The 21,028-nt window shown below is 67.2% G+C and carries 15 protein-coding genes and 3 pseudogenes; 13 read left to right on the forward strand and 5 right to left on the reverse strand.

What is annotated here, in order from left to right; all coding sequences use genetic code 11:
- Positions 1-19: 19 nt before the first annotated feature.
- Positions 20-1,507: pseudogene (locus tag N4G47_RS09605) on the reverse strand (helix-turn-helix domain-containing protein).
- A 460-nt stretch (positions 1,508-1,967) separates the two neighbouring features.
- On the opposite strand from N4G47_RS09605, the gene N4G47_RS09610 reads away from it, so the two are divergent.
- The 11 genes and pseudogenes from N4G47_RS09610 to N4G47_RS09660 all read left to right on the forward strand — a co-directional run bounded on the left by N4G47_RS09610 (position 1,968) and on the right by N4G47_RS09660 (position 12,405).
- Positions 1,968-2,234 carry a CD225/dispanin family protein gene (locus N4G47_RS09610; RefSeq protein ID WP_475286732.1) on the forward strand — a complete coding sequence of 89 codons (267 nt, stop codon included), beginning with the start codon at positions 1,968-1,970 and terminating at the stop codon, positions 2,232-2,234.
- 57 nt (positions 2,235-2,291) lie between these two features.
- A complete protein-coding gene (locus N4G47_RS09615; RefSeq protein ID WP_475286734.1) occupies positions 2,292-3,176 on the forward strand; it encodes an NAD(P)-dependent oxidoreductase in 885 nt (294 codons plus the stop codon).
- Positions 3,177-3,287: 111 nt separating this feature from the next.
- Positions 3,288-4,427, forward strand: a complete 1,140-nt coding sequence (locus N4G47_RS09620) for an SPFH domain-containing protein (protein ID WP_475286736.1) — start codon at positions 3,288-3,290, stop codon at positions 4,425-4,427.
- Positions 4,428-4,448: 21 nt separating this feature from the next.
- Complete coding sequence (locus tag N4G47_RS09625; protein ID WP_475286738.1) at positions 4,449-5,801, forward strand: TFIIB-type zinc ribbon-containing protein; 1,353 nt, start codon at positions 4,449-4,451, stop codon at positions 5,799-5,801.
- Positions 5,798-6,055, forward strand: coding sequence for a hypothetical protein (locus tag N4G47_RS09630; RefSeq protein WP_475286739.1), 258 nt, complete (start codon positions 5,798-5,800; stop codon positions 6,053-6,055). Before N4G47_RS09625 ends, N4G47_RS09630 begins: the two co-directional genes overlap by 4 nt.
- A 392-nt stretch (positions 6,056-6,447) precedes the next feature.
- A complete protein-coding gene (locus N4G47_RS09635) occupies positions 6,448-6,918 on the forward strand; it encodes a tyrosinase family protein (protein WP_475286741.1) in 471 nt (156 codons plus the stop codon).
- The gene (locus tag N4G47_RS09640; protein ID WP_475289921.1) at positions 6,813-7,991 is read left to right on the forward strand and encodes a tyrosinase family protein; all 1,179 of its coding nucleotides are present in this window, start codon (positions 6,813-6,815) and stop codon (positions 7,989-7,991) included. Before N4G47_RS09635 ends, N4G47_RS09640 begins: the two co-directional genes overlap by 106 nt.
- A gap of 99 nt (positions 7,992-8,090) precedes the next feature.
- Positions 8,091-9,275 (forward strand): M23 family metallopeptidase, encoded by a 1,185-nt coding sequence (locus N4G47_RS09645; RefSeq protein ID WP_475286743.1) that lies wholly within the window; start codon positions 8,091-8,093, stop codon positions 9,273-9,275.
- Positions 9,276-9,378: 103 nt separating this feature from the next.
- Positions 9,379-9,951: a hypothetical protein gene (locus tag N4G47_RS09650; RefSeq protein WP_475286744.1), complete on the forward strand. Its 573-nt coding sequence runs from the start codon at positions 9,379-9,381 to the stop codon at positions 9,949-9,951.
- Complete coding sequence (locus N4G47_RS09655; protein WP_475286746.1) at positions 9,942-10,541, forward strand: M23 family metallopeptidase; 600 nt, start codon at positions 9,942-9,944, stop codon at positions 10,539-10,541. Before N4G47_RS09650 ends, N4G47_RS09655 begins: the two co-directional genes overlap by 10 nt.
- Positions 10,542-10,681: 140 nt before the next feature.
- A pseudogene (locus tag N4G47_RS09660) lies at positions 10,682-12,405 on the forward strand (sensor domain-containing diguanylate cyclase).
- Positions 12,406-12,429: 24 nt separating this feature from the next.
- On the opposite strand, the pseudogene N4G47_RS09665 reads toward N4G47_RS09660, so the two are convergent.
- A pseudogene (locus N4G47_RS09665) lies at positions 12,430-13,531 on the reverse strand (DNA glycosylase AlkZ-like family protein).
- Between the two features lie 36 nt (positions 13,532-13,567).
- Positions 13,568-14,170, reverse strand: a complete 603-nt coding sequence (locus N4G47_RS09670) for a TetR/AcrR family transcriptional regulator (protein WP_475286748.1) — start codon at positions 14,168-14,170, stop codon at positions 13,568-13,570.
- A 282-nt stretch (positions 14,171-14,452) separates the two neighbouring features.
- Here N4G47_RS09670 and N4G47_RS09675 point away from each other — a divergent pair, with 282 nt between their 5' ends.
- A complete protein-coding gene (locus N4G47_RS09675) occupies positions 14,453-16,618 on the forward strand; it encodes a TonB-dependent receptor (protein WP_475289922.1) in 2,166 nt (721 codons plus the stop codon).
- A 103-nt stretch (positions 16,619-16,721) separates the two neighbouring features.
- On the opposite strand, the gene N4G47_RS09680 is transcribed toward N4G47_RS09675, so the two are convergent.
- Both N4G47_RS09680 and N4G47_RS09685 read right to left on the reverse strand, forming a co-directional pair.
- Positions 16,722-19,376: a class III lanthionine synthetase LanKC N-terminal domain-containing protein gene (locus N4G47_RS09680; protein ID WP_475286750.1), complete on the reverse strand. Its 2,655-nt coding sequence runs from the start codon at positions 19,374-19,376 to the stop codon at positions 16,722-16,724.
- Between the two features lie 169 nt (positions 19,377-19,545).
- Complete coding sequence (locus N4G47_RS09685; RefSeq protein WP_012511180.1) at positions 19,546-19,671, reverse strand: hypothetical protein; 126 nt, start codon at positions 19,669-19,671, stop codon at positions 19,546-19,548.
- 257 nt (positions 19,672-19,928) lie between these two features.
- On the opposite strand from N4G47_RS09685, the gene pip reads away from it, so the two are divergent.
- The gene (gene pip, locus N4G47_RS09690; protein ID WP_475286752.1) at positions 19,929-20,876 is read left to right on the forward strand and encodes a prolyl aminopeptidase; all 948 of its coding nucleotides are present in this window, start codon (positions 19,929-19,931) and stop codon (positions 20,874-20,876) included.
- The last annotated feature ends 152 nt before the right edge of the window (positions 20,877-21,028 follow it).

Genomic DNA, 21,028 nt, shown 5'->3' on the forward strand with positions numbered 1-21,028 from the left:
GCGCCTGCGCCGGGCTTTTTCATTGCTCCGGCGTGCGGCGGTAGCTGCGCGGGCTCACCCCGACCACCCGGCGGAAGCTCTTCTCGAAGTGGCTCAGGTCACCGAAGCCGACCTGCAGGGCGACATCGGTGATACGCAGGCGCTGGCCGCCGCGCAGCAGCTGCTTGGCATGTTCGATGCGCAGTTGCTGCAGCAGCAGCTTGAAGGTGGTGCCGAGTTCGCTGCGGAACAGGAACCCCAGGTGCGACTGGCTCACATGCGCCTGGCGGGCCAGGTCGCCCAGCGTCACCGGCTCGGCGGCATGGTCCTTCAGATAGGCCAGCGCCCGTTTCAGGCCATCATGCAGCCCTTCATGTGCCGACACCGGCGCGGCCACCGCGTCGTCCTGCCGGCTGGCCTCGGCCGCAGGCGGGTCGATCGCCGCCAATACCGGCACTGGAGGCGCTCCATCGGCGCTGGCCACCAGTCCCGGCGCGTGGCGCAGCACGTCCTCGCGACGGATGCTGCGTCCACCGGTCATCACCGCCAGCCGCACCACCACCCGTTCCATTTCCAGCAGGTTGCCGGGCCAGTGGTGGCTGCGCAGGGTTTCCAGCACGTCACCGCCGATGACCTGCGGGTTGAACCCATGCATCTGCAGCGAACGCGCCACCAGGGCACCGATGTCTTCGGTGCGCTCGCGCAGCGGCGGAATGTCCACGGTGAGGAATTCCAGCCCGGCCAGCAGCGCACGCGAGAACTGCCGCTCGCGCACGCGCTGTTCCAGGTCGGCGCTGGTGGAAGCGATGACCCGGATGGCGTGCACCGGGTCGGCGTCGACCGTTGCTGCCTGCAGGCCGCGGATGCTGTGCGAAAGCTGGCCCTGCAAAGCGGCAGGCAGCTCATCCACTTCATGCAGGTACAGGGTGCCGCCGCCGGCACGACCGAACCAGTCGGCCGGCTCACCCTGGGCGTGCGCACAGTTGATCTCCACGAACGGCCCGCGCCGTCTCGGGCCGCCGCTGTGCAGCGCCGCGGCCAGCTCCATCTTCTCGGTGCCGAACTCACCGCGCAGCAATACCGGCAGACGGCTGGCGGCTGCGCGTTCGACAAACTCCTCCATCCGCTTCAGCGCGTCACAGGCACCCACCAGCAGCAGCGGCCGGCTCAGGGCCTGCTCGGCCCAGGCCTGCGCTTCGTAGCGCTTGATCAGATGCGCACAGCGGTGCGCGAACAGCTCGCCCAGCGCCAGCGCCCGGCTGTCCAGGCCGCCGGGCTCTCCTCCAGCTGCAGCTCACCCAGCACCTCCCCCGTAGCGGATCGGCACGCGTTGGCTGGCACCAGGTGCCTGCGGCGGCGACGCTGCAGTCGCCGCGTCCTCCGCGCTGCCGGTGCCACGCAGATGTACGCGCCCACCACGCAGGGCCTGATGCTGCGAGAACTCCTTCACGAACGCGCCCAGCAGATCGGGCAAGGACCGGTGTGGTCGATAGGCGCGCTGCAACATCTCACTGACTTGCCTGTGCATTGAAACTCCCCTTTCGAATGGCGACCCGGTGCCGTTGCACCAGCCGATCGCGCAATGCGTAGCGTTCTGGCCTCATTGCGTGATGCTGCGATGCCGTCGCCGCACCCCGCGCCAGCCGTTGCATACGCAGATCAACGTTCACGCTGTCCGCCCCCATGCCCCCAGGGAGTTGCCGTCGGTAGCTCGACGATGCGGACGTCGGACGGATCGGAATACCTGCAACACCCTGGCCGGCGTCGCTGCTCCCGATTATCGAAAGCGAGTTTCATGAAAATCGTGATGATAATCACGTGAATATTCAGGCCCGGCGTGTCGCTCCCCGTAATGGAGGCGCCAATGGCAGGCCTGGACATTGCTTTGGCGCCTGCCAGTGATGACTGGTCATCGCTCAGTGTTCAGCCCGTTTCCAGCGCCGTACGCGGCGTACATAATCCGCGGCCCAATCAAGGAGATTCACTGCATGGAACGCATCACCGGCACCACCACGGCCCCGAAGAACTACCTGATGTGGGCCATCCTGAGCATCTTCGGTGGCTTCTGGCCGTTCGGCATCGTCGCCACGGTCTACGCCAACCGCACCTCGTCACTGGTGGCCGCCGGCCAGATCGGTGCCGCCACCGTGGCCTCGCGCAAGGCACTGCGCTGGCTGATCGCTTCGTTCGTCACGCTGCCGTTGTGCGTGCTGCTGCTGGTCGGTTACGCGTTGATCCTGCGCGCCGGCGCCTGAGCCAGGCAGGACCGTTCTGCGGCATGATGGGCGCCCTGCCATGATCCGGAGCCTGTCATGCCTGTTGGATTCATCGGCCTGGGCGTGATGGGAACGCCGATGGCAGGTCACTTGGCGCGCGCAGGCACTGCGGTGCTGGGCTGGTCGCGCTCCGGGCGTACCTATCCCGCCGCGCAGGCGGCGGGCATCGGGGTGTGCGCATCGCTCGATGAGGTGTTCGCGGCGTGCGACACCCTGATCCTGATGCTGGCCCATGACGAGGCCATCGACAGCGTGCTGGAGCGCCACGGCGCGGCCTTCCGCCAACGCGTGCAGGGCCGCCTGCTGATCAACATGGGCACCAGTTCCGCCGCGTTTTCACACGCCTTGTGCGAACAGGTGCGCGGCGCGGGCGGGCGCTACGTCGAAGCGCCGGTGTCCGGATCGCGCGTGCAGGCCGAGGCCGCACAGCTGGTCATCCTGCTGGCCGGGGCGCAGACCGATGTCGAGCAGGCCACAGCCCTGCTGGCGCCACTGGGCCGGCAATGCGTCGCCTGCGGACCGGTTCCGTCGGCGCTGCGCATGAAGCTGGCGGTGAATCTGTACCTCATCACGCTGGTCACCGGGCTGGCCGAGGCGGTGCACTTCGCCGAAAAGCACGGCATCGCGCTGGAGCGCTTCGCCGAGGTGCTCAATGCCGGGCCGATGGCCAGCGACGTGTCGCGGATCAAGCTGGACAAGATGATCCGCGACGATTTCCTGGTGCAGGCATCGATCACCGATGTGCTGAAGAACAGCGGCCTGGTGGCCGGCGCGGCGCGCGAGGCCGGCATGCACGCCGCACTGATCGAGGACAGCGACGCGCTGTTCGCCCGTGCCCAGCAGATGGGCCTGGGTGGGTTGGACATGGCTGCCGTACTGCTGGCCATCCGTGCCGGCCGGGACGGCACCGACCGGCACTGACCCGCGCTGCCCCGGGTTCATCTTCCGGCACCACAGCGGTCGGCGCCCGCTGCTATATTCGGTCCAGCTTGGCAGGCATGGTGCCTGCCCACGAATCTCAGGGAGCGGATCATGGGTCTGGTACAGGCAGTGAAGGGTGCGGTCGGCGGCGTGCTGGCCGACCAGTGGAAGGACTTCTACACCGTGCCGACGGGGCTGCCGTCCACCGCCGCACTGTTCGCCGCGGTGGCCCAGGGCACCAATGCCGGCCGCGGCTCCAACACCAGCGGCTCGTCCAACATCATCAGCAACGGCTCGAAGATCATCGTGCCGGAGGGCTATGGCCTGCTGCTGTTCCAGGACGGTGCCATTACCGCGTTCGTTGCTGAACCCGGCGGCTATGAGTGGCGCTCGGACGATCTGAATTCGCAGTCGATCTTTGCCGGTGACGGCCTGGTCAGCACCTTCATCAAGCAGAGCTGGGAACGCTTCAAGTTCGGTGGCCAGCCGGGCTCGCAGCAGGCCGCCTATTTCGTGTCGTTGAAGGAACTGCCGGACAACCGCTTCGGCACCCAGTCGGAAATCTATTGGGACGACGGTTTCCTCAATACCCAGGTCGGCGCGGTCACCCGTGGTTCGTACACGCTGAAGATCGTTGACCCGATCCTGTTCGTGAAGAACTTCGTACCGGCCAGCTACCTGCGCCCGGGCCAGGTGTTCGACTTCACCGACCTGGACAATGCGGCGGCCAGCCAGCTGTTCAATGAAGTGGTCGGTTCGCTGGCGCCGGCGTTCAGCCTGTACACCAACGATCCCGGCAAGGGCAACCGCATCACCAAGCTGCAGCAGGATTCGCTGGGCTTCGCGCAGAGCCTGTCGGCCGCGGTGGAACAGGGCTACCAGTGGAAGTCCGACCGCGGCCTGGCCATCGTCAAGACCGCGATCGTCTCCATCGAATACGACGCCAACACCCGCGAACTGCTGAAGACCGTGCAGCGCGCCGATGCGCTGTCCGGTTCGCGCGGCAATTCCAACCTGCAGGCCAGCGTGGCCCAGGGCATCCAGTCGGCCGGCGAGAACGGTGGCGCGGCGGGCCTGGTGGGCGTCGGCATGGCCTCGGGCATGTTCGGCGTGGGCGGCATGCAGCAGCCGGTGACGCCGGCCGCCGATGATCCGGTGGCCAAGCTGAAGAAGGCCAAGGAGATGCTGGATCTGGGCCTGATCACCCAGAGCGACTACGACGCGCTGAAGGCCAAGGCACTGGGCCTGTAACCGGCAGGACGCACGACGACCATGTCCGATCCCCGAAACGGCCCACCGCCGCTGCCCGGATCCGCGCCTGCGACACCGCCGCCGCTGCCGGCGGCGTCGCTCGATGGCCCGGGTTCGCCGCAGGACGTGCCTCCCCTGCCCGGCAGCTTCCCGCTGGATACCTCGAAACTGCCACAGGCGATCCGCGATGAAGTGGAAGCGCCCGACCCGCTGGCCATCGATACCTCGGCCAGCGAACTGAAGGACGGCCTCAACCGCTGCCCCAAGTGCGGCGCCACCGACATCCGGCCCAAGCCCGGCACCGACATCCTCATCTGCCTGTACTGCCGTCACCAATGGCATGGCGAGCGGGTGGAAGAGGCATTCGGGCTGGGCGAGGACATCGACCAGCTGCGAGGCACCGTCATCGCCTCCGGTGCGCGCGACATCGATGCCGATACCTCAGCGCTGATGACCTTCAAGTGCACCGGCTGTGGTGCCGAGGTGACGGTCAACACCGAAAGCACCATGACCGCGCGCTGCCACTGGTGCCGGCATGTGTTCGGCGTCAACGAACAGATCGCCAACGGTGCCGTGCCCGACGCCGTGCTGCCCTTCCATATCGGCAAGGACGATGCGGTGGCGCGCATCCGCCAGTTCGTGGACAAGCGCCGGCTGTTCGCGCTGAAGGCCTTCAAGCAGCAGTTCACCCCGGAAAACGTGGTGGGCGTGTACCTGCCCTACATGATTGTCGACAGCAATGTCAGCGCAGCGGTGGCCGGCAAGGGCGAGATCCAGACCCGCAGCTACGAAGTGGGTAACGACAAGAACAAGCGCACCGTGTATGACGCCGATGTCTACCAGATCGAGCGCCAGGTCGATTTCACCGTCGACGATCTGCAGATGGAATCCTCGGCCGAGCGCGGCAACCTGGATGTCAGCGCCAACACCAACAACATCATCAACACCATCCTGCCGTTCGACACCAAGAACGCGGTGAAGTGGAACGCCTCCTACCTGGCCGGCTTCACCTCGGAGAAGCGCAACGTGGACGTGGAGAAACTGCGTCCGCGGCTGGAGGACCAGCTGCTGTCGATCGCGCGCGCGCAGGTGGAAGCATCGGTTCGCGGCTACAACCGCGGCGTGCGCTGGGAGCAGGAGCAACTGGACGTCCACGGCACCCGCTGGGTATCGATGTACCTGCCGGTCTGGTTGTATTCCTACCACCAGCCTGGCCGCAATGGCGGCATGCTGCACTACATCGCAGTGAACGGCCGTACCGGCGAAACCATGGGCAGCGTGCCGGTACAGCAATGGAAGATGCTGCTGGCGGCACTGGCCGCCGGCACCGTCATCGAAACCCTCGCAATTGCAATCCTGATGGCAACCTCATGAGCGACGATAGTGGCCTCTGGCTGTTGGCGGCAGGCCCGGCCGGCGCAACCGCGCTGTACTGGGCGCTGTACCGCTACTACCGCAACACCGACAAATCGCACGCCTTCGAGCACGAGACCGAGATCAAGGCGAAACCGGTCACCGGCTCCAACCAGAAGGTGGGCCAGGTGCGGGGCACTGAAGCCACGCGCATCGACGGCGACAACGTGTACGAGTATCGACGGCGCGTGGTCCGCGTGAAGCCCGAGCCGTAGCGCCAGGCCATGCCTGGCTGAGATCCGAAGACGCCCCGACGACGACGGTGAACAGCTTCAGCCGCGGCGCGGTGCGCGCGCCACTGTCTGTGGCCTGCTTCGCAGATCGTCGCGAAGGCGCATGCCTATACTACCGCCGCTTCCACCCCGGCCATCACTGCGCCCGCCGGTGGAAGCGGCGGGGCTGGATGGCCCCGTCGGGCCGGCCGCCCTGCTGCCGTCGGCCCTGCCAGTGATTTGTAACCCAATGCGGTTCAACCAATCACCAGGGGAAGGCTATGCGCTACACACGTCGTGATTTTCTTGCCAGCACCGCCAGTGCGTCGCTGGCGTCACTGATCGCACCCGGGGCCTGGGCCAGCGGCGCAGAACGGGCCGGCCCGGCCAAGAAGGTGAGCTACCACCGCTACAGCATCACCAGCCCAGAAGGCCAGCGCATGCTGAAAAGCTACGCGCGCGGCATCGAGGCCATGCTGAAACTGCCGGCGGATGATCCGCGCAACTGGTTCCGCAATGCCTTCGTGCACCTGATGGACTGCCCGCACGGCAATTGGTGGTTCTACGTCTGGCACCGCGGCTATGTGGGCTACTTCGAGCAGACCATCCGCACGCTCAGTGGTGATCCGCAGTTCGCGATGCCCTACTGGGACTGGACCGAGCTGCCGCGCATTCCGCCGGCGATGTTCGATGGGGTGCTGTCGCCCACCGACAGCGCCTACGCCCCTACACGCGCAACCTTGCGGTGTTTACCCGCTTCATGCGGCCGGCACTGCAACGTTACTGGGAATCGCTCGATGCCGGGCAGCGTGGACAACTCAAGCTGCGCGGCTATCTCACCGCGGACGATGTGTGGAACGATGTGACCGGCTACAGCGCCACGGAGAAGACCGGCATCTCCGGCAACGCGGCCTACGCGATCACCTGCGGCGCGCGCTATCTGTGGCGGGAAAATCCCGGCTTCGACGACAAGACGCGCTCGGCGGTTTCACCCGACACCATCCATGCCGGGCTGTCGCCGGTGGAGTTCTACAACGCCGATGTCAGCCGCAGCTTCACCAGTTCGCGCACGGCCTCACATGTGGTGCAACCGGATGGCGCCACGAAATTCTCGGTGCTCGAAGGCTTCCCGCACAACAAGGTGCACAACTGCATCGGCGGTGTCGGCGCGGTCGATCCCGGCCCGTACGGCAACATGACCAACTTCCTGTCGCCGCTGGATCCGATCTTCTACCTGCACCACGCCAACATGGACCGCCTGTGGGATGTGTGGACGCAGCTGCAGTATCAGCGAGGCAAGCCGATCATGCCGGTGGACGTCGAGCAGCGGCGCCAGTTCATGAACGAGCCGTTCCGCTTCTTCGTCAACGCGCAGGGTGGCTTCGTCGGCGAGAGCCCGGCCAGTGCGTTCTTCTCCACCACGGCCTTCGACTACGACTACGTCTACCCGGGCCGCAACGACCTACTGAAGACCGCCGCGCAACCGGCCGCCGCCGGTGCGATGCGGATGGTGCGCGGCACGCGTTCCGATGGCGCGGTGCGCGTGGCCATCCCCGATGAAGCGGTGCGCGCGCACCTGGCATCGGCAGGGCCACGTCAGCTGATCGCCGAGGTGACGCTGGAGCGACCACGCGGGTTGAACAACACCCGCGAGTTCGACGTGCTGATCAACGCGCCTGCAGGCACCACCTCGGTAGCGGCCGACAGCCCCTACTACGCGGGCACCGTATCCTTCTTCGGCCCGAGCATGCCCGGCATGGACCACAGCCATCCCACCACGTTTGCGGTGCCGCTGCCGCAGAAACTGGGGGCACTACAGACGCTCAACGCCGCCGCTGGCGGCACGACCACGCTGGAGATCCGTCTGGTTGCCTCGTCAGGCCAGGTGCCGCAGACATTCCCGGTGCTGGATGCGTCCATCCTGGTGGCACCGCAGTAATCGCAGCCGGCATGCGGGGGGCGGCTGGCCCCGCCTCCTGCATGCCGCGCCGCGTCACCGCGTACACTCGGCCATCACCGATGATCGCCCGGTATCAACATGGCCAAGCCCGCCGCCCTGCCCTTGGTGCTCCTGCTCGCTGTGACCACGCCCTGCGCCCTCCACGCGGCACCCGCCCTGCCCCTGCCCCAGGGCTGCACCACCGCAGATGCGGCGGGCGCGCCGGCACTCGAAGGTGCCGGCGCGAGCACGGCATTTCCGCCGCCGCAGCTGGAGGTGCGCACGCCGGTGGCACCTTCCGTGTTCGATGCAGGCGGCCTGCACTACCTGGTCTACGAGCTCCAGCTGTTGAACGCCTCGGAGAGTCCGATGCTGATCCAGGCGCTGGACATCACCGCCGACAGCGCGGACGGCCCTCGCCTGCTGCGCTCGCTGTCTGGCGCGGGGTTGTCTGGCGCACTGCGCATGATCGGCGGTGGATCACTGGACGCGGCACAGCCACTGCCGGCCGGGCGCTCGGCCACCGCCTACCTCTGCCTTGCGTTTGCGCGCACGCAGCCGGTTCCCACGCAGCTGGGGCATCGCCTGCGGCTGGACAGCGGCATCGCCGACGGCCCAGCCGTGTCGACCCGGGGCACCCGGGTGAACGTGCTTGCCAGCCCCGTACGTGGCGAGCACTGGCTGGCCGACAATGCCCTGGCGCTGGACCGTCATCATCGGCCCGGCCTGTTTGTGGCCGGCGGCCGCGCGCAGATCTCGCGGCGATACGCCATCGACTGGAAACGGCGCATCGATGCGGCCGTCCTGCACGGTGATCCGCTCGATGTGCACAGCTACCACGCCTATGCGCAACCGGTATTCGCCGTGGCCGACGCGGTGGTGGTACAGGCGCGCGACGGGCTGCCCGACAACGTCCCGCGCACCGCCGCCGGCTTTACCCCGGCGCTGCCGTTGAGCATGGACACCCTGGCGGGCAACACCGTGGTCCTGGACCTGGGCGACGGGCAGTACGCCCACTATGCGCACCTGCAGCCCGGCAGCGTGACGGTCAAGGCCGGCCAGCGGGTGAGCGCTGGCCAGCACCTCGCACGCATCGGCAATTCGGGCGACGCACGCTGGCCGCATCTGCATTTCCAGGTGTCTTCCGGCGCCGACATCATGAACAGCGAAGGACTGCCCTTCGTGATCCGGCAGTTCCGTGCCCGCGATGCGCAGGGACACTGGACCGAGCGCGCGAACGAGTTCCCGCTGGGTGATGGCGAGCTGGCCTTCGGCGATCCATAGATCCGGTGACGGCCCGCCACCGGCATGCCGTACAGGGCGCTGCCTGGCGCCCTATGATGGATCCCTCGCGCCCGCCCGGCGCCACCCAACCGGGAATTGCCGCATGACCTGCCGCACCCTGTCCGCCGCCGTCCTGATGTTGCTGGCGGCACCGCTGCCTGCCGCTCCCGCCTCCACCCCCGCTTCGGCCCCGGTCGAGGCGCGGGTACCGTTCGCGCCGTCGGTGTTCACCGGCAGTGACGGTGCCCGCCACCTCGCCTATGAACTGCATGTCAGCAATTTCTATGGCGATACCGGCCCCCTGTTCCCGGAGGATCTACAGGTATTCGCTGACGGCGACACGCAACCGCTGTTGAATCTGGATGCCAAGGGGCTGTCGGCCTGGACCCGCCCCGCCCCTGCCGACGGAGCCCCGGTCACCGTCGCCGCCGGCAAACGCGCGGTCATCTATCTGTGGTTGTCACTGCCGCCAGGCACGGCGGTGCCGACCACACTTCGCCACCACATCGATTTCCGCAACGATCATCAGCAACGGTTTGCCCTGGACGGCGCTGTGATCGCGACGCAGCCGATCGTTCCCCCGTACTCGGCCCACCCTTGCGCGGAGGGCGCTGGCTCGCCCACGAAGGCCCCGGCGCGGCGCAGTCGCATCACTGGGGCAGCCTGGTGGCGGTGAACGGCGCGCTGACCATCCCGCAGCGGTTCGCGCTCGATCTGGTGGGGGTGGACGCACAGGGCCGCGCGGTGCACGCCGCCCCCGAGCGCCTGCAGCACACGCGCCACCAGGACTGGGTCGGTTACGCCGCACCGGTCATCGCGGTGGCCGACGGCGTGGTGCGCGATGCCCGCGATGGCGAACCGGAGCATGCGCCGCTCACCGCGCAGCCGGAGCCCACATCGCTTACCGCAGCCGGCCTGTTCGGCAACTACGTGGTGCTGGAAATCGCGCCCGGCGTGTTCGCCAGCTATGCCCATCTGCGCAAGGGCAGCATCACGGTCAAGCCCGGGCAGACCGTTCAGCGCGGGCAGGCCCTGGCCGAGCTCGGCCAATCGGGCAACTCGGCGGCACCGCACCTGCATTTCCAGCTGAGCAACAGCGTGCACTTCGAGGGCTCGGAGGGAATTCCCTATGTCTTCGATCGTTTCCAGTACTTCGGTCCGGAATCGGAGGGGCAGCTGTTCGGGCAAGGGCCTGCCTGGAACAGCCCGCCGCCGCAGCTACGCCGGCAGCAGCTGCCGCTCAACGATGTGGTGATCGGCTTCTGATCGAGGCGATGCGCGCGGACCAAAGGCCGCCCTCGCCTCACACTGGCATCACCCGCGCTTGGCACTAGATAACACCGGCGGCGCTAGCATCGCCGGTGCCGTCGCAGCCTCCCGCCCACGCCCCTGCCCTGTCACGCACCATGGACGAAGCCGACCGACTGCTTGAAATCGACCGACTGAGCCTTCTGGATACGCCGCCGGAGCCGGTGTTCGACGCCATCGTCGCAGCGGCCCGTTCCGCCACCGGAATGACCATGGGGCTGATCTCGGTGGTCGCCGAACAGCGCCAATGGTTCAAGGCCAACATCGGCCTGGAAGGTGTCAGCGAGACCTCGCGCGACATCTCGTTCTGTACTCATGCCATCGAGCAGGACACCCTGTTCGAAGTGGCCGACGCGCGCCAGGACCCACGGTTCTCCAGCAACCCGCTGGTCACCGGCGGCCCGCGCATCCGCCACTACGTCGGCATCGCGCTGGGCTCGGCCTACGGCGCGCGCATCGGCACCCTGTGCCTGCTCGACCCGATGCCGGGCGTACTGTCACCCTCGCAGCGCGAACTGATGGTGCACCTGGCGCGGGTCACCAGCCAGGTGCTGGAACAGCGCAGCGCACTGCTGGCGCAGGTCGGCCAGGCCAAGGCACTGCATCGCGAACTCAAGCGCAGTGAGGATTTCCTGGAGCGCACCAACCGCGCCGCGCGCGTGGGGGCTGGGAACTGGACCTGCACAGCAACGAGGTGCGCTGGACCCGCGAAACCAAGCATATCCACGGCGTCCGCGGCAATTACCAGCCCACACTGGAATCAGCACTGTCGTTCTATCGCGCCGACAGCCGCAGCATCATGCAGAGCGCGGTGCAGCGCTGCATCGACGAAGGAACTCCGTGGGAAATACAGGTGCCGATGACCACTGCCGACCATCGCAACATCTGGGTGCGCGTGGTGGGTGGGCGGCAGCAGGTGGATGGCCACACACGCCTGGTCGGCGCGATCCAGGACATCACCGACGAGCGCGCCGTGCTGGATGCACTGGAAGCCAGCGAAACACGCTATCGGCGCCTGTTCCATTACAGCCTGGGCCTGATCTGCACGCATACCCTCGACGGCACGCTGACCTCGGTGAACCCGGCGGCCGTGCAGTCGCTGGGCTTCGAGGAGAGCCAGATGGTCGGGCGCAGCCTCGGCGCGCTGATGCCCGCAGACCGCCGTGATGCGTTCGACGCCTACCTGGCACGCATCGCCGCGGCGCACACCGATTCGGGCGTGATCGAGCTGATCGGTACCGATGGCCATCGGCGCTACTGGGCCTACCACAACGTGCTCGACGAAGAGGCCGATCCGCCCTATGTGCTGGGGCATGCGCAGGACGTCACCGCGCTGCGCCAACAGGAGCGCATCCTGCGCGAGCTGTCCCAGCGCGACCCGCTGACCCATTGCCACAACCGCCGCTACCTGCATCGGCTCGACGCCCAGGTTGACGCGAGCTGGGCCTGCCTGCTGTTCGACCTGGACCATTTCAAGCAGATCAACGATCTGCAGGGGCATCGGCGCGGCGACGCGGTGCTGGTGGAGTTCGCCACCTTCCTGCGCCGGCCGCTGGCCGAACGCGAGGTCGTGGTGCGGCTGGGCGGCGATGAGTTCCTGGTCGTGCTGGATGCCCCGCCCGCGCGCCTGGCCGCGCTGGAAGGCTGGTACCGGCAGCATGCCGCCGCCGCGCCCACGCCGTTCTCGATGGGCAGCGCCGAGCACCGCCCGGGTGAGGCCGTGGCCGAGACCATCCATCGCGCAGATACCCAGCTGTACCGGACACGCGCCCGCATCCGCCAGCAGATGCGTCCGGCGCAGGCGCCCGATTCCGGGCACTGAACGCCACCTCCAATGTCGCCGGCGCTAGCGCCCGGCGACCTCCAGGAACACGCGCATCCGCTCCAGCTCGTCCTGCAGCGCCTGGCCGAACACCCGATCGCGCGCCAGCGATCGGCCGGCATAGCCCACGCTCGAGGCCAGCTCGCCGTCGCGCACGCTGAGATTGGCCCAGCCCACCACCTGGTCGTGCCACAACAGCGGCAGTGCGTAGTAGCCGTACTGGCGCTTGGGCGCAGGCGTGTACGCCTCGAACCGGTAGACCCAGCCCCACAACTGCTCGAAGCGGCGGCGATCCCACACCACCGGATCGAACGGTGCCAGCAGGCGCACCTGCTCGTCCGGCGCGTGCCGGCGGGAGCGTGGATTCTCATCCGCCGGCCAGTACCACGTAGTGCCGTCCAGCGTGCAACTGGCAAGTTGCTGCCTGGCCAGTTTCAACGCGTGCCGGGTCTGCTCGGCCAAGTGCGGTGCGCCATAGCCCAGCAGGCGCACCAGATAGGTCAGGCTGGCCGACGGCAGCGGCGCGTACTTGCGCACCACCAGGTTGACCAGCGCCACCGCGCGCTCGATCTGCGCGGCCTCGCTGGCATCGGCCTCGGCGTGTTCGGCCAACGTGTAGATGCGCGTGCCACTGTCGCGGCGCTGCACGCGCAACAGTCCGCGGTAATGCATGCCGTCAAGCAGCTGGGTGCTGGCATTGCTGGTGCCCCCAGTAGTTGGTCACCCGGCCATGCGCGAAGGCCTGATCGACTTCGCGCGGGTGCACACTGCCGCGTTCGCGCACGAAGGCCAGCACATCGGCTGCACGGCGCCGGGTCTGCGCATCCCACGCGCGCCGGGACACGCGCGGATGCATCAGCGCCAGGTGTTCACGCGGCAGGAAACCGTAGTTGACCAGACAGTCTTCTTCCACCGGCAGGCGCGCATAGCGCCGTTCCAGATCCCCCGCGCGGTAGTCCTTCACCCGGTGCCGCAGGGTCAGGTCCTGCGCACGCGCCGGGGCGCGGATCGGGTCGGCCTGGACGAAGCCGAGCCGCCGGATCGCCGCCATCAGCGTGGTGGGTGCGAACAGGGTGCGCGCCACAGCGAAGCGGCGCAGGTCATCGAGGGTGGGCGTGGCAGGCATGGCCGCATTGTAGATCCACGCCATGCGTGGATGCGGTCACGGCAATCGGTCCGCGCCGTCCTCTTTCAAGACCTGCAACGACCCGATCACCAGCGCACGCAGGCCCTGCTTGAACTCGGTGATGACCTGGCCATTCTCATCGTCGGCGATTGCGTAGATGGTGTCGGCACCGGCGATGCAGTGGAACGCCAGGGTCGCCAACAACCAACGCGCCTTGTCGATCGGCAGCCCGTACACCTCGGCCACATGCACCTGGTGGGCGGCGATCTTTTCCAGCATCGGCGTGGTCGCCACCGAACGCCGCAGCAGATACGGCGGCAGCCCGGGATGCGCCTTCACCACCTCGCACAGCGACGCCACGAAGGTCAGCAGGTAGCCCTGCAGTCCGCCCGCGGCATCACGCGATGCGCGCGGGATCTGCCAGCGCTGGAACACGGCATCGGCCACCAGCCGTTTCAGCGCCTCCAGATTGGCCACGCGCTTGTACAGCGCGGCCTGGCTCACCGCCAGTTCGGCGGCAACGGTGGCCATGGTCAGGCCGGGCAGGCCCAGGCGGATGCCGATGTCGGCCAGACGCTCGGGAGTGATGGTGGGCGGCCGGCCACGGGGCGCCAGTGCTGGGTCGGATTGCGTACTCATAGCGTTGGCAGGGTGACAGCAAAGGGACCCTCTTGTCCGCTTCCTGTGATTTAGTTTATTTTACTCAACTAAATGGAAGTGCGCCCGGCTCGTCACCGTGGCCCACACCCGAACCGAGCCGGTGGCTCATCTCCCGCCAGGTCCCCACCCAGCCAACAACCCTGCGCTGCGCCCTCTCCCCGTGCTTGCCGATGGCAGCGCGCCAGGCGCGTTCGCGCCTGCGATCTACAGGAACCTGGCATGACCGTGTTTGATCTACCCGCTTCGCCTGTCCGTCCGGCCATGGCCGCTGCGCGGCTGCCGACGCCCCCGCCTGGCGCGGACCGGCGCCACCGCGTTTCGGCCCTCGCGCTGGGCCTGCTGGCCTCGTTCGCCGCGTTGGCCGAATCTGCCGAATCGGCACCGTCCACCCTGCCCTCGGTGCAGGTGCAGGAACAGCGGCGGGTCACCAGCGACTACGCCGGCGGACAGGTGGCCGGCGGCGGCCGTGTCGGCCTGCTCGGTGACAAGGACTTCATGGACACACCGTTCAGCACGGTCAGCTACACCGAGGCGTTCATCCGCGACCGCCAGGCCAAGGACATCACCGAGGTCATCGCCGCCACCGACCCCACGGTGTTCAGCAACGGCGTCACCGGCTCTTGGAGCGAGAACTACGCCATCCGTGGCTTCGCCTCCAGTACCAGCGATACCACCTTCAACGGTCTCAGCGGCATGGCGCCGTTCTACCGCACCTCGCCGGAAATGTTCGAGCGCATCGAGGTGCTCAAGGGCCCGTCGGCGTTGCTCAACGGCATGCCGCCGGGCGGCTCGGTGGGCGGTGCAGTGAACCTGGTGCCCAAGCGTGCCGGCGAGCAGCCGCTGCTGCGGGTCAGTGCCAACTTCGCCTCCGATGCGCAGTTCGGCACCCACGTGGACGTCGGCCGCCGGCTGGGCACCGACAGGCAGTTCGGCATCCGCTTCAACGGCGCCTGGCGTGATGGCGATGGCGCTGTCGGCAAGCAGCGCAAGAAGGTGCAGCTGGGGTCGCTGGCACTGGACTGGCGCGGTGATCGCACCCGCCTGTCGGCCGATCTGTACAGCGCCGACGATCGCGTGGACGGCCCGGCCCGTGGTGTCGGCCTGGCACCGGGCGTCGCCATTCCCCGCCCGCCGCGGGGCGACACCCTGATCAACCCGGACTGGGCCTACGTGGACAGCCAGGACAAGGGCGTGATGCTGCGCGGCGAGTTCGACATCAATGACAGCCTGATGGCCTACCTGGCCTATGGCACCAGCAGGACCGACTACCGCTACAACGGCTCGATCAGCGCGCAGATCCTCAACCCGGCCGGCGACTTCAGCACCGTGATCGGCCAGCTCGCGTTCGACATCAAGAAGCAATCCGGTGACGCCGGCCTGCGCGGCAGCTTCCGTACCGGTAGCGTGGGCCACCAATGGGCCGCCAACGTGACCCACTACCAGCACACCCAGAACGACTATGGCCGCCGCAGCGTGCCGGGCTGGGACTGGACCACCAACCTCTACCACCCGGTGTGGGGGCCGGCCGCGCCGTTCATCGCGCCGCACATCTCGCACACCGAGCTGCGCCTGGACAGCCTCGGCGTCGCCGACACCCTGTCCTTCGCCGATGAACGCGTGCAGCTGACGCTGGGCGTGCGTCGCCAGCAGGTGCTCAGCGAGACCTTCAACGTGGCCACCGGTGCGCGCACCTCACGCTATGACGAGAGCGCCACCACCCCGGCGGCCGCGTTGCTGGTGAAAGCCAGCGACAACGTCTCGGTCTACACCAACTACATCGAAGGCCTCAGCCAGGGCGCCACCGCACCGATGACCGCGGCCAACGCGGGCGATGTGTTCGCACCCTTCCGCACCAAACAGAAGGAGCTGGGCCTGAAGCTGGACCAGGGCAGTTTCGCGCACACCTTCAGCGTGTACGAGATCAAGCGTCCGAGCAGCTACACCGACCCGGTCACCAACATCTTCTCGTTCGGTGGCGAGCAACGTAACCGTGGCCTGGAATGGGGCTTCTTCGGTTCACCGCTGGACGGCGTGCGCCTGCTGGGCGGCCTGGCCTATGTGCAACCGAAGCTGACCCGTACCGCCGGCGGCGTGAATGAGGGCCGCATCGCCACTGCCGTGGCCCAGCGCCAGGCCAAGCTGGGTGTGGAATGGGATGTGCCGACGCTGCAGGGGCTGACCCTGACCGGCAATGCGACGGCCATGTCGAAGCAGTACATCAGTGCCGACAACCGCCTGTCGGTGCCGGGCCGCACGCTGTTCGATGTGGGCGCGCGCTACAGCACGACGCTGGCAGGGCGGCCGCTTGCACTGCGTGCCACGGTGAACAACGTGACCAACAAGGCGTACTGGGGCATGCCGTTGCTGTCGAGCCTGGCACTGGGTGCGCCGAGAACGGTACTGCTGTCGGCGACGATGGATTTCTGAGGCGCCGGGCCTGTCCAGGACGCGACGTTGCCGGGCGCCGCACCGGCAACGTCGCGGGATCATGCGCCGGGTGTCGGCGACGGCTCCAGCAGTTCATCCAGCATCAGCAGGCGACGGCGGCGGTTCTGCAGTCGATCCAGGAACACGCCGATGCCCGAGCCCCCATGCCAAAGTCGTTGCAGAGGCGATAGTGTGCCGGCCCGGCAAAGGCAATGCCTGCCTCACAGTCGATCGCGTGTGGCAGGATCGCTTCAGCCTGGTAGAAAGCGGCATGGCCGAAGCGCTCATCGCCGAGAAAATGCGCCATGTCCAGCATGAACTCACCGAAGCCGGCATTGCCGCTGTCCTGCCAGATCTTGTTGGTGACCCGTGGCCGCACCGAATGCGCGCAGTCCAGCGCCGCCTCGCGGAAACGCTCACTGCCGGTAGCGACGAAGTGACGCACGCAGGCCATGCCGATGCCTGCCGATCCGAAACGGGTATGCGGGCTGGCCGGCGCGGCCGGTCCGCTTTCAACGTGCGTGGGCCATACCGTTCTGCCGGCAATGCGCAGGCCATGGGCGAGATCGAAATCCAGTGCATCAGCGGCGGCATCGAGATAGCGCTGCGCGCCGGTCGCCTTGCCCAGATAGGTGAGGAACAGCGCGATCCCACTCTGCCCATCGCCCAGCCCCAGGCCGGTGCGGTCCCCGGCCTTCCAGTGCACGCCGATGGCACCGCGCTGCCCCTTCTGCAGCAACGCGTCGCCGATGCGCGCAGCCGACTCAAGGTAGGACGGGTCGCGCAACGACCGCCAGGCGTGCAGATTCAGCAGGCCCAGTCCCGCGGCGCCAAAGTACAGCCCGGGCAGCACCCGCGCGGCCGGGTCATCGTTGATCTCGGCCAACAGGCGGCGCGCCGTGTCCGGGCGGCCTGCAGACATCATCAGCAAGGCGACGCCGCCGCGGCCGGAGTACAGGCCGCTCGGACATCGTTGCGGGGTGGCGCCGCGTTCGATCCAGTCCAGCACAGCCGGCTGCAGTCGGCCTCCCCGTTGCAGGAGGAACATGGCAACGCCGGTCGCGCCGAACTGCAGCGAGACCGGGTTGGTCATGAACATCTGCAGGCCTGCCGGCCACAGGCGATCGCTGCGTGAGAGATCGCAGGTCGAGGCCAGGTAGCGTTCGTAGCCGTCCAGTACGTCAGCAATGCGCGCCCGCGTCTCCGCCGCCGGTGCGGCCACCTCCAGCAGTTGCGCGCGTGTCGGGAACATCAATCTGTCCGGTGCGGGCGCCGGCGCCTTGGCCAGGTGCGCCAACGCACGCGCGATGCTCCAGCGCTCATCCACGTCCTGAAGCGTCAGGCCCGTCACGATCTCGTGCAGATCGGCGGGCAGGCCCAGATCATCCAGCACCTGGCGCAGCTTGCGCTCAAGCAGGGCCTGTCGGCACAGATCCAGGCCGGAGGCACAGAAGGTGATCATGTCCAGAATGAGTGCGCCGAACGCGTAGTGATCCTCCTGCACCGTAGGGCGCTGCGCTTCCAACTGCTGCTGCGAAGCGTAGCCCGGCGTCCAGCCCTTGGCCCAGCGCGAGTCGACACCGATCTCGTGCGCGAACTCCAGATCGATGAATTTCACTTCCCCATCAGCGGTGAACATCACGTTGCTGCGGGTCAGGTCGCGCAGCACGACGTCGTGGTCGTGAACGCGCTGCAGCGCCTCGCCGATCTGGCGGATCTTCGTGCGGATACGCTCAAAACCGTCGCGCGAACGCTGATCCTCATCGGCGAAGTAGAACGCCATCGCACTGTCCCACAGCGTGATCGCCTCCAGCTGCTCCTGGACCAGGAACCAGTTGTTCCATTCCTTGAACAGGTCCACATACACCGGCACCCGTCCGGTGCCGGACAGTTTCTGCAGGATCCGGGCCTCGCGCTGGATCGCATTGACCATGCCGTTGGGCACATCGCTGCCATCGGCGGCGGAAAAGCCACGCACCTCGCGGATGACGACCTTGCGCCCGGTCGCGGTATCGCGCCCGTGATAGATGCCGCCGGTGCCGTTGAACTTCAGCACCCCCTTCACTTCATAGCGGGCGTTGAGGGTGATCGGCCCCTGCGGTGACTGCGGCGCCGCTTCGGCGGCGCGGGTGACCGGATCGATGACGCCGGGCGGCAGCCGGAATGCCGGGCCACGCACGTCTTCCTGCCATGCGCCGTCACTGAGCGGGTAGCCCTGCTGCAGACTGCCGTAGGGATCCGGCCGCGATACGCCGGCATGCGCGCCATACCGGTAGTAGACCACCGTGCTGTCGGCGTAGGGGCGATCGGTCAGCACATGCGGGCCGGCCAGATCGCAGGTGGCCTGATGCAGCTGTGGCAGCAACGCCTGGAACTGCTGCGGGTCCTGCGGGTAGATCGTGATGAACTTGCCCACCTGGAAGCGCGACCATCCCTTGCCCAGCGAAAGCCCGAGCATGAAAGGATCGGAGCAGAACTTGAACGCCACGCCGGCCTCCAGAACCACCGGCAGGATCGCAGACAGCGTGCGTTCGGCGTTCTCAGGAATGCTGGACAGATGGATCTTCCAGCCGTGGCTGGCCGCTACGCTCTGTGCGGGACGACAGGTGGTCCAGAAGCCCCGCGCCTGCATCGTCCAGCTGGAGGGCAAGCGGCTGCGCGCGATCGCTGCATACTCTTCGGTGGGCCGGTAGCGGTCCGGCGATTCAAAATGCAGGCTGTCAGCCAGCGTGTACAGACGTGCCGTTACCTCACTCACTTCACACCTCCTTGTCGACACGGCGGGATCCACCGTGTCCGCATCGCACGCGCCGACAGACTGCACCGTCCACCCAGGCGAACGGCGCAGCGACTTCAACCATTGAAGACTTCGCCACCGGCGCGACGGACGCCGGCCGGTGGCAGAAGGTTCAGGGCAGCCCGATGGACTACGCCTTGTCCGAACCTTCGTCGATGCCCAGGCCCGAGCTGTACCAGGACAGGCAGACCACACACTCGGCTTCAGCTTCCAGCGACTCGATTTCCAGCGACTGCAGAGCAAGTACGTTGTTCATTCTTCACTTCCTTATTTTGTTGGGAGATGAACACTGCTGAATGCGGCGTCATGATTGATCCTTGTCAACGCCGCCTGAAACTTATAAGCGCGACTCCAAATGCTGTCAAACGCGCTTGCAGCAATTTTCAGTTGCGCATGCATCGCACCGTGTGTACGCGCATCGGCCAGTGCATTTGCAGCATCGGCAATGTGGCATGCCCTGTGCGGGCACGCAGAGGGCGCTATGCTGGCTGCCCCGTTCGTGAGACGCCTGCCATGCGCACCCTGTATCCCGCCATCGAGCCCTACCGCGAGTTCACGCTGCCGGTCAGCGATCTGCACACCCTGCATGTCGAAGAGTGCGGCACGCCCGATGGCATCGCGGTGGTGTACCTGCACGGCGGGCCCGGCGCTGGCATCTCGCCCACCCATCGACGCTTCTTCGACCCGGCGCGCTACCGCATCGTGCTGATCGACCAGCGCGGCAGCGGACGTTCCACCCCGTTCGGCGAACTGCGCGACAACACCACGCAGGACCTGGTGGCCGATATCGAGAAGGTGCGCGAGCACCTGGGCATCGAACGCTGGCTGGTCTACGGCGGCTCGTGGGGTTCCACGCTGTCGCTGGCCTATGCGCAGGCGCATCCCGAGCGCGCCACCGGGCTGATCGTGCGCGGCGTGTTTCTCGGCCGCGAGATCGAGAACCGCTGGTTCGCCGAAGCCGATGGCGGTGCGCGCTGGATCTTCCCGGAGCGCTGGGACCGCTACGAGGCCCATATTCCCGAGGCCGAGCGCGGCAACATGATCGAGGCCTACTGGGCGCGGCTGGACAGCCCGGATGAGGCGACCCGCATCGCCGCGGCCCAGGCCTGGCTGGGCTGGGAAGACAACGCCGCCACGCTGGAACACCAGGTGGACGCCGAATCCAGCGATGACCCGCTGGATACGCTGGCCAAGGCACGCATCGAAGCGCACTACTTCCGCAATGGCATTTTCCTGGAGCCGGACCAGCTGCTGCGCGGTATTGACCGTATCCGCCACCTGCCGGGCGTGATCGTGCAGGGGCGCTACGACATCATCTGCCCACCGCGCAGCGCCTGGGATCTGGCCAAGGCCTGGCCGGAAGCGCAGCTGCTGATGGTGACCTCAGGCCACAGCGCCAATGAAGCGGCCACCACCGATGCACTGGTGCGCGCCACCGATGCGTTTGCGGACAGATTCTGACGGCCCCTCGCCAGCGAAATTTTTTCAGCCGACGACAGGCTCAGCCCGTGATGGCTGGCGCCCCCGTTCTTGGTAGAGTCGACCGTTGGTCGACTCACGCGCGCAGCGCCGGTTTTTCGCGTTCGCGCGAAGAGCAGTCGACCAACGGTCGA

Source organism: Stenotrophomonas sp. GSD10 (assembly GCF_056172695.1).

Bases quoted from the DNA above. Each gene is read 5' to 3' on its own strand.
- N4G47_RS09640 (WP_475289921.1), top strand. From the start codon at position 6,813: ATGCGGCCGGCACTGCAACGTTACTGGGAATCGCTCGATGCCGGGCAG.
- N4G47_RS09685 (WP_012511180.1), bottom strand. From the start codon at position 19,671: ATGAACAACGTACTTGCTCTGCAGTCGCTGGAAATCGAGTCGCTGGAA.
- N4G47_RS09670 (WP_475286748.1), bottom strand. From the start codon at position 14,170: ATGAGTACGCAATCCGACCCAGCACTGGCGCCCCGTGGCCGGCCGCCC.
- N4G47_RS09620 (WP_475286736.1), top strand. From the start codon at position 3,288: ATGGGTCTGGTACAGGCAGTGAAGGGTGCGGTCGGCGGCGTGCTGGCC.
- N4G47_RS09645 (WP_475286743.1), top strand. From the start codon at position 8,091: ATGGCCAAGCCCGCCGCCCTGCCCTTGGTGCTCCTGCTCGCTGTGACC.
- N4G47_RS09610 (WP_475286732.1), top strand. From the start codon at position 1,968: ATGGAACGCATCACCGGCACCACCACGGCCCCGAAGAACTACCTGATG.
- N4G47_RS09625 (WP_475286738.1), top strand. From the start codon at position 4,449: ATGTCCGATCCCCGAAACGGCCCACCGCCGCTGCCCGGATCCGCGCCT.
- N4G47_RS09615 (WP_475286734.1), top strand. From the start codon at position 2,292: ATGCCTGTTGGATTCATCGGCCTGGGCGTGATGGGAACGCCGATGGCA.
- N4G47_RS09675 (WP_475289922.1), top strand. From the start codon at position 14,453: ATGGCCGCTGCGCGGCTGCCGACGCCCCCGCCTGGCGCGGACCGGCGC.
- pip (WP_475286752.1), top strand. From the start codon at position 19,929: ATGCGCACCCTGTATCCCGCCATCGAGCCCTACCGCGAGTTCACGCTG.
- N4G47_RS09650 (WP_475286744.1), top strand. From the start codon at position 9,379: ATGACCTGCCGCACCCTGTCCGCCGCCGTCCTGATGTTGCTGGCGGCA.
- N4G47_RS09630 (WP_475286739.1), top strand. From the start codon at position 5,798: ATGAGCGACGATAGTGGCCTCTGGCTGTTGGCGGCAGGCCCGGCCGGC.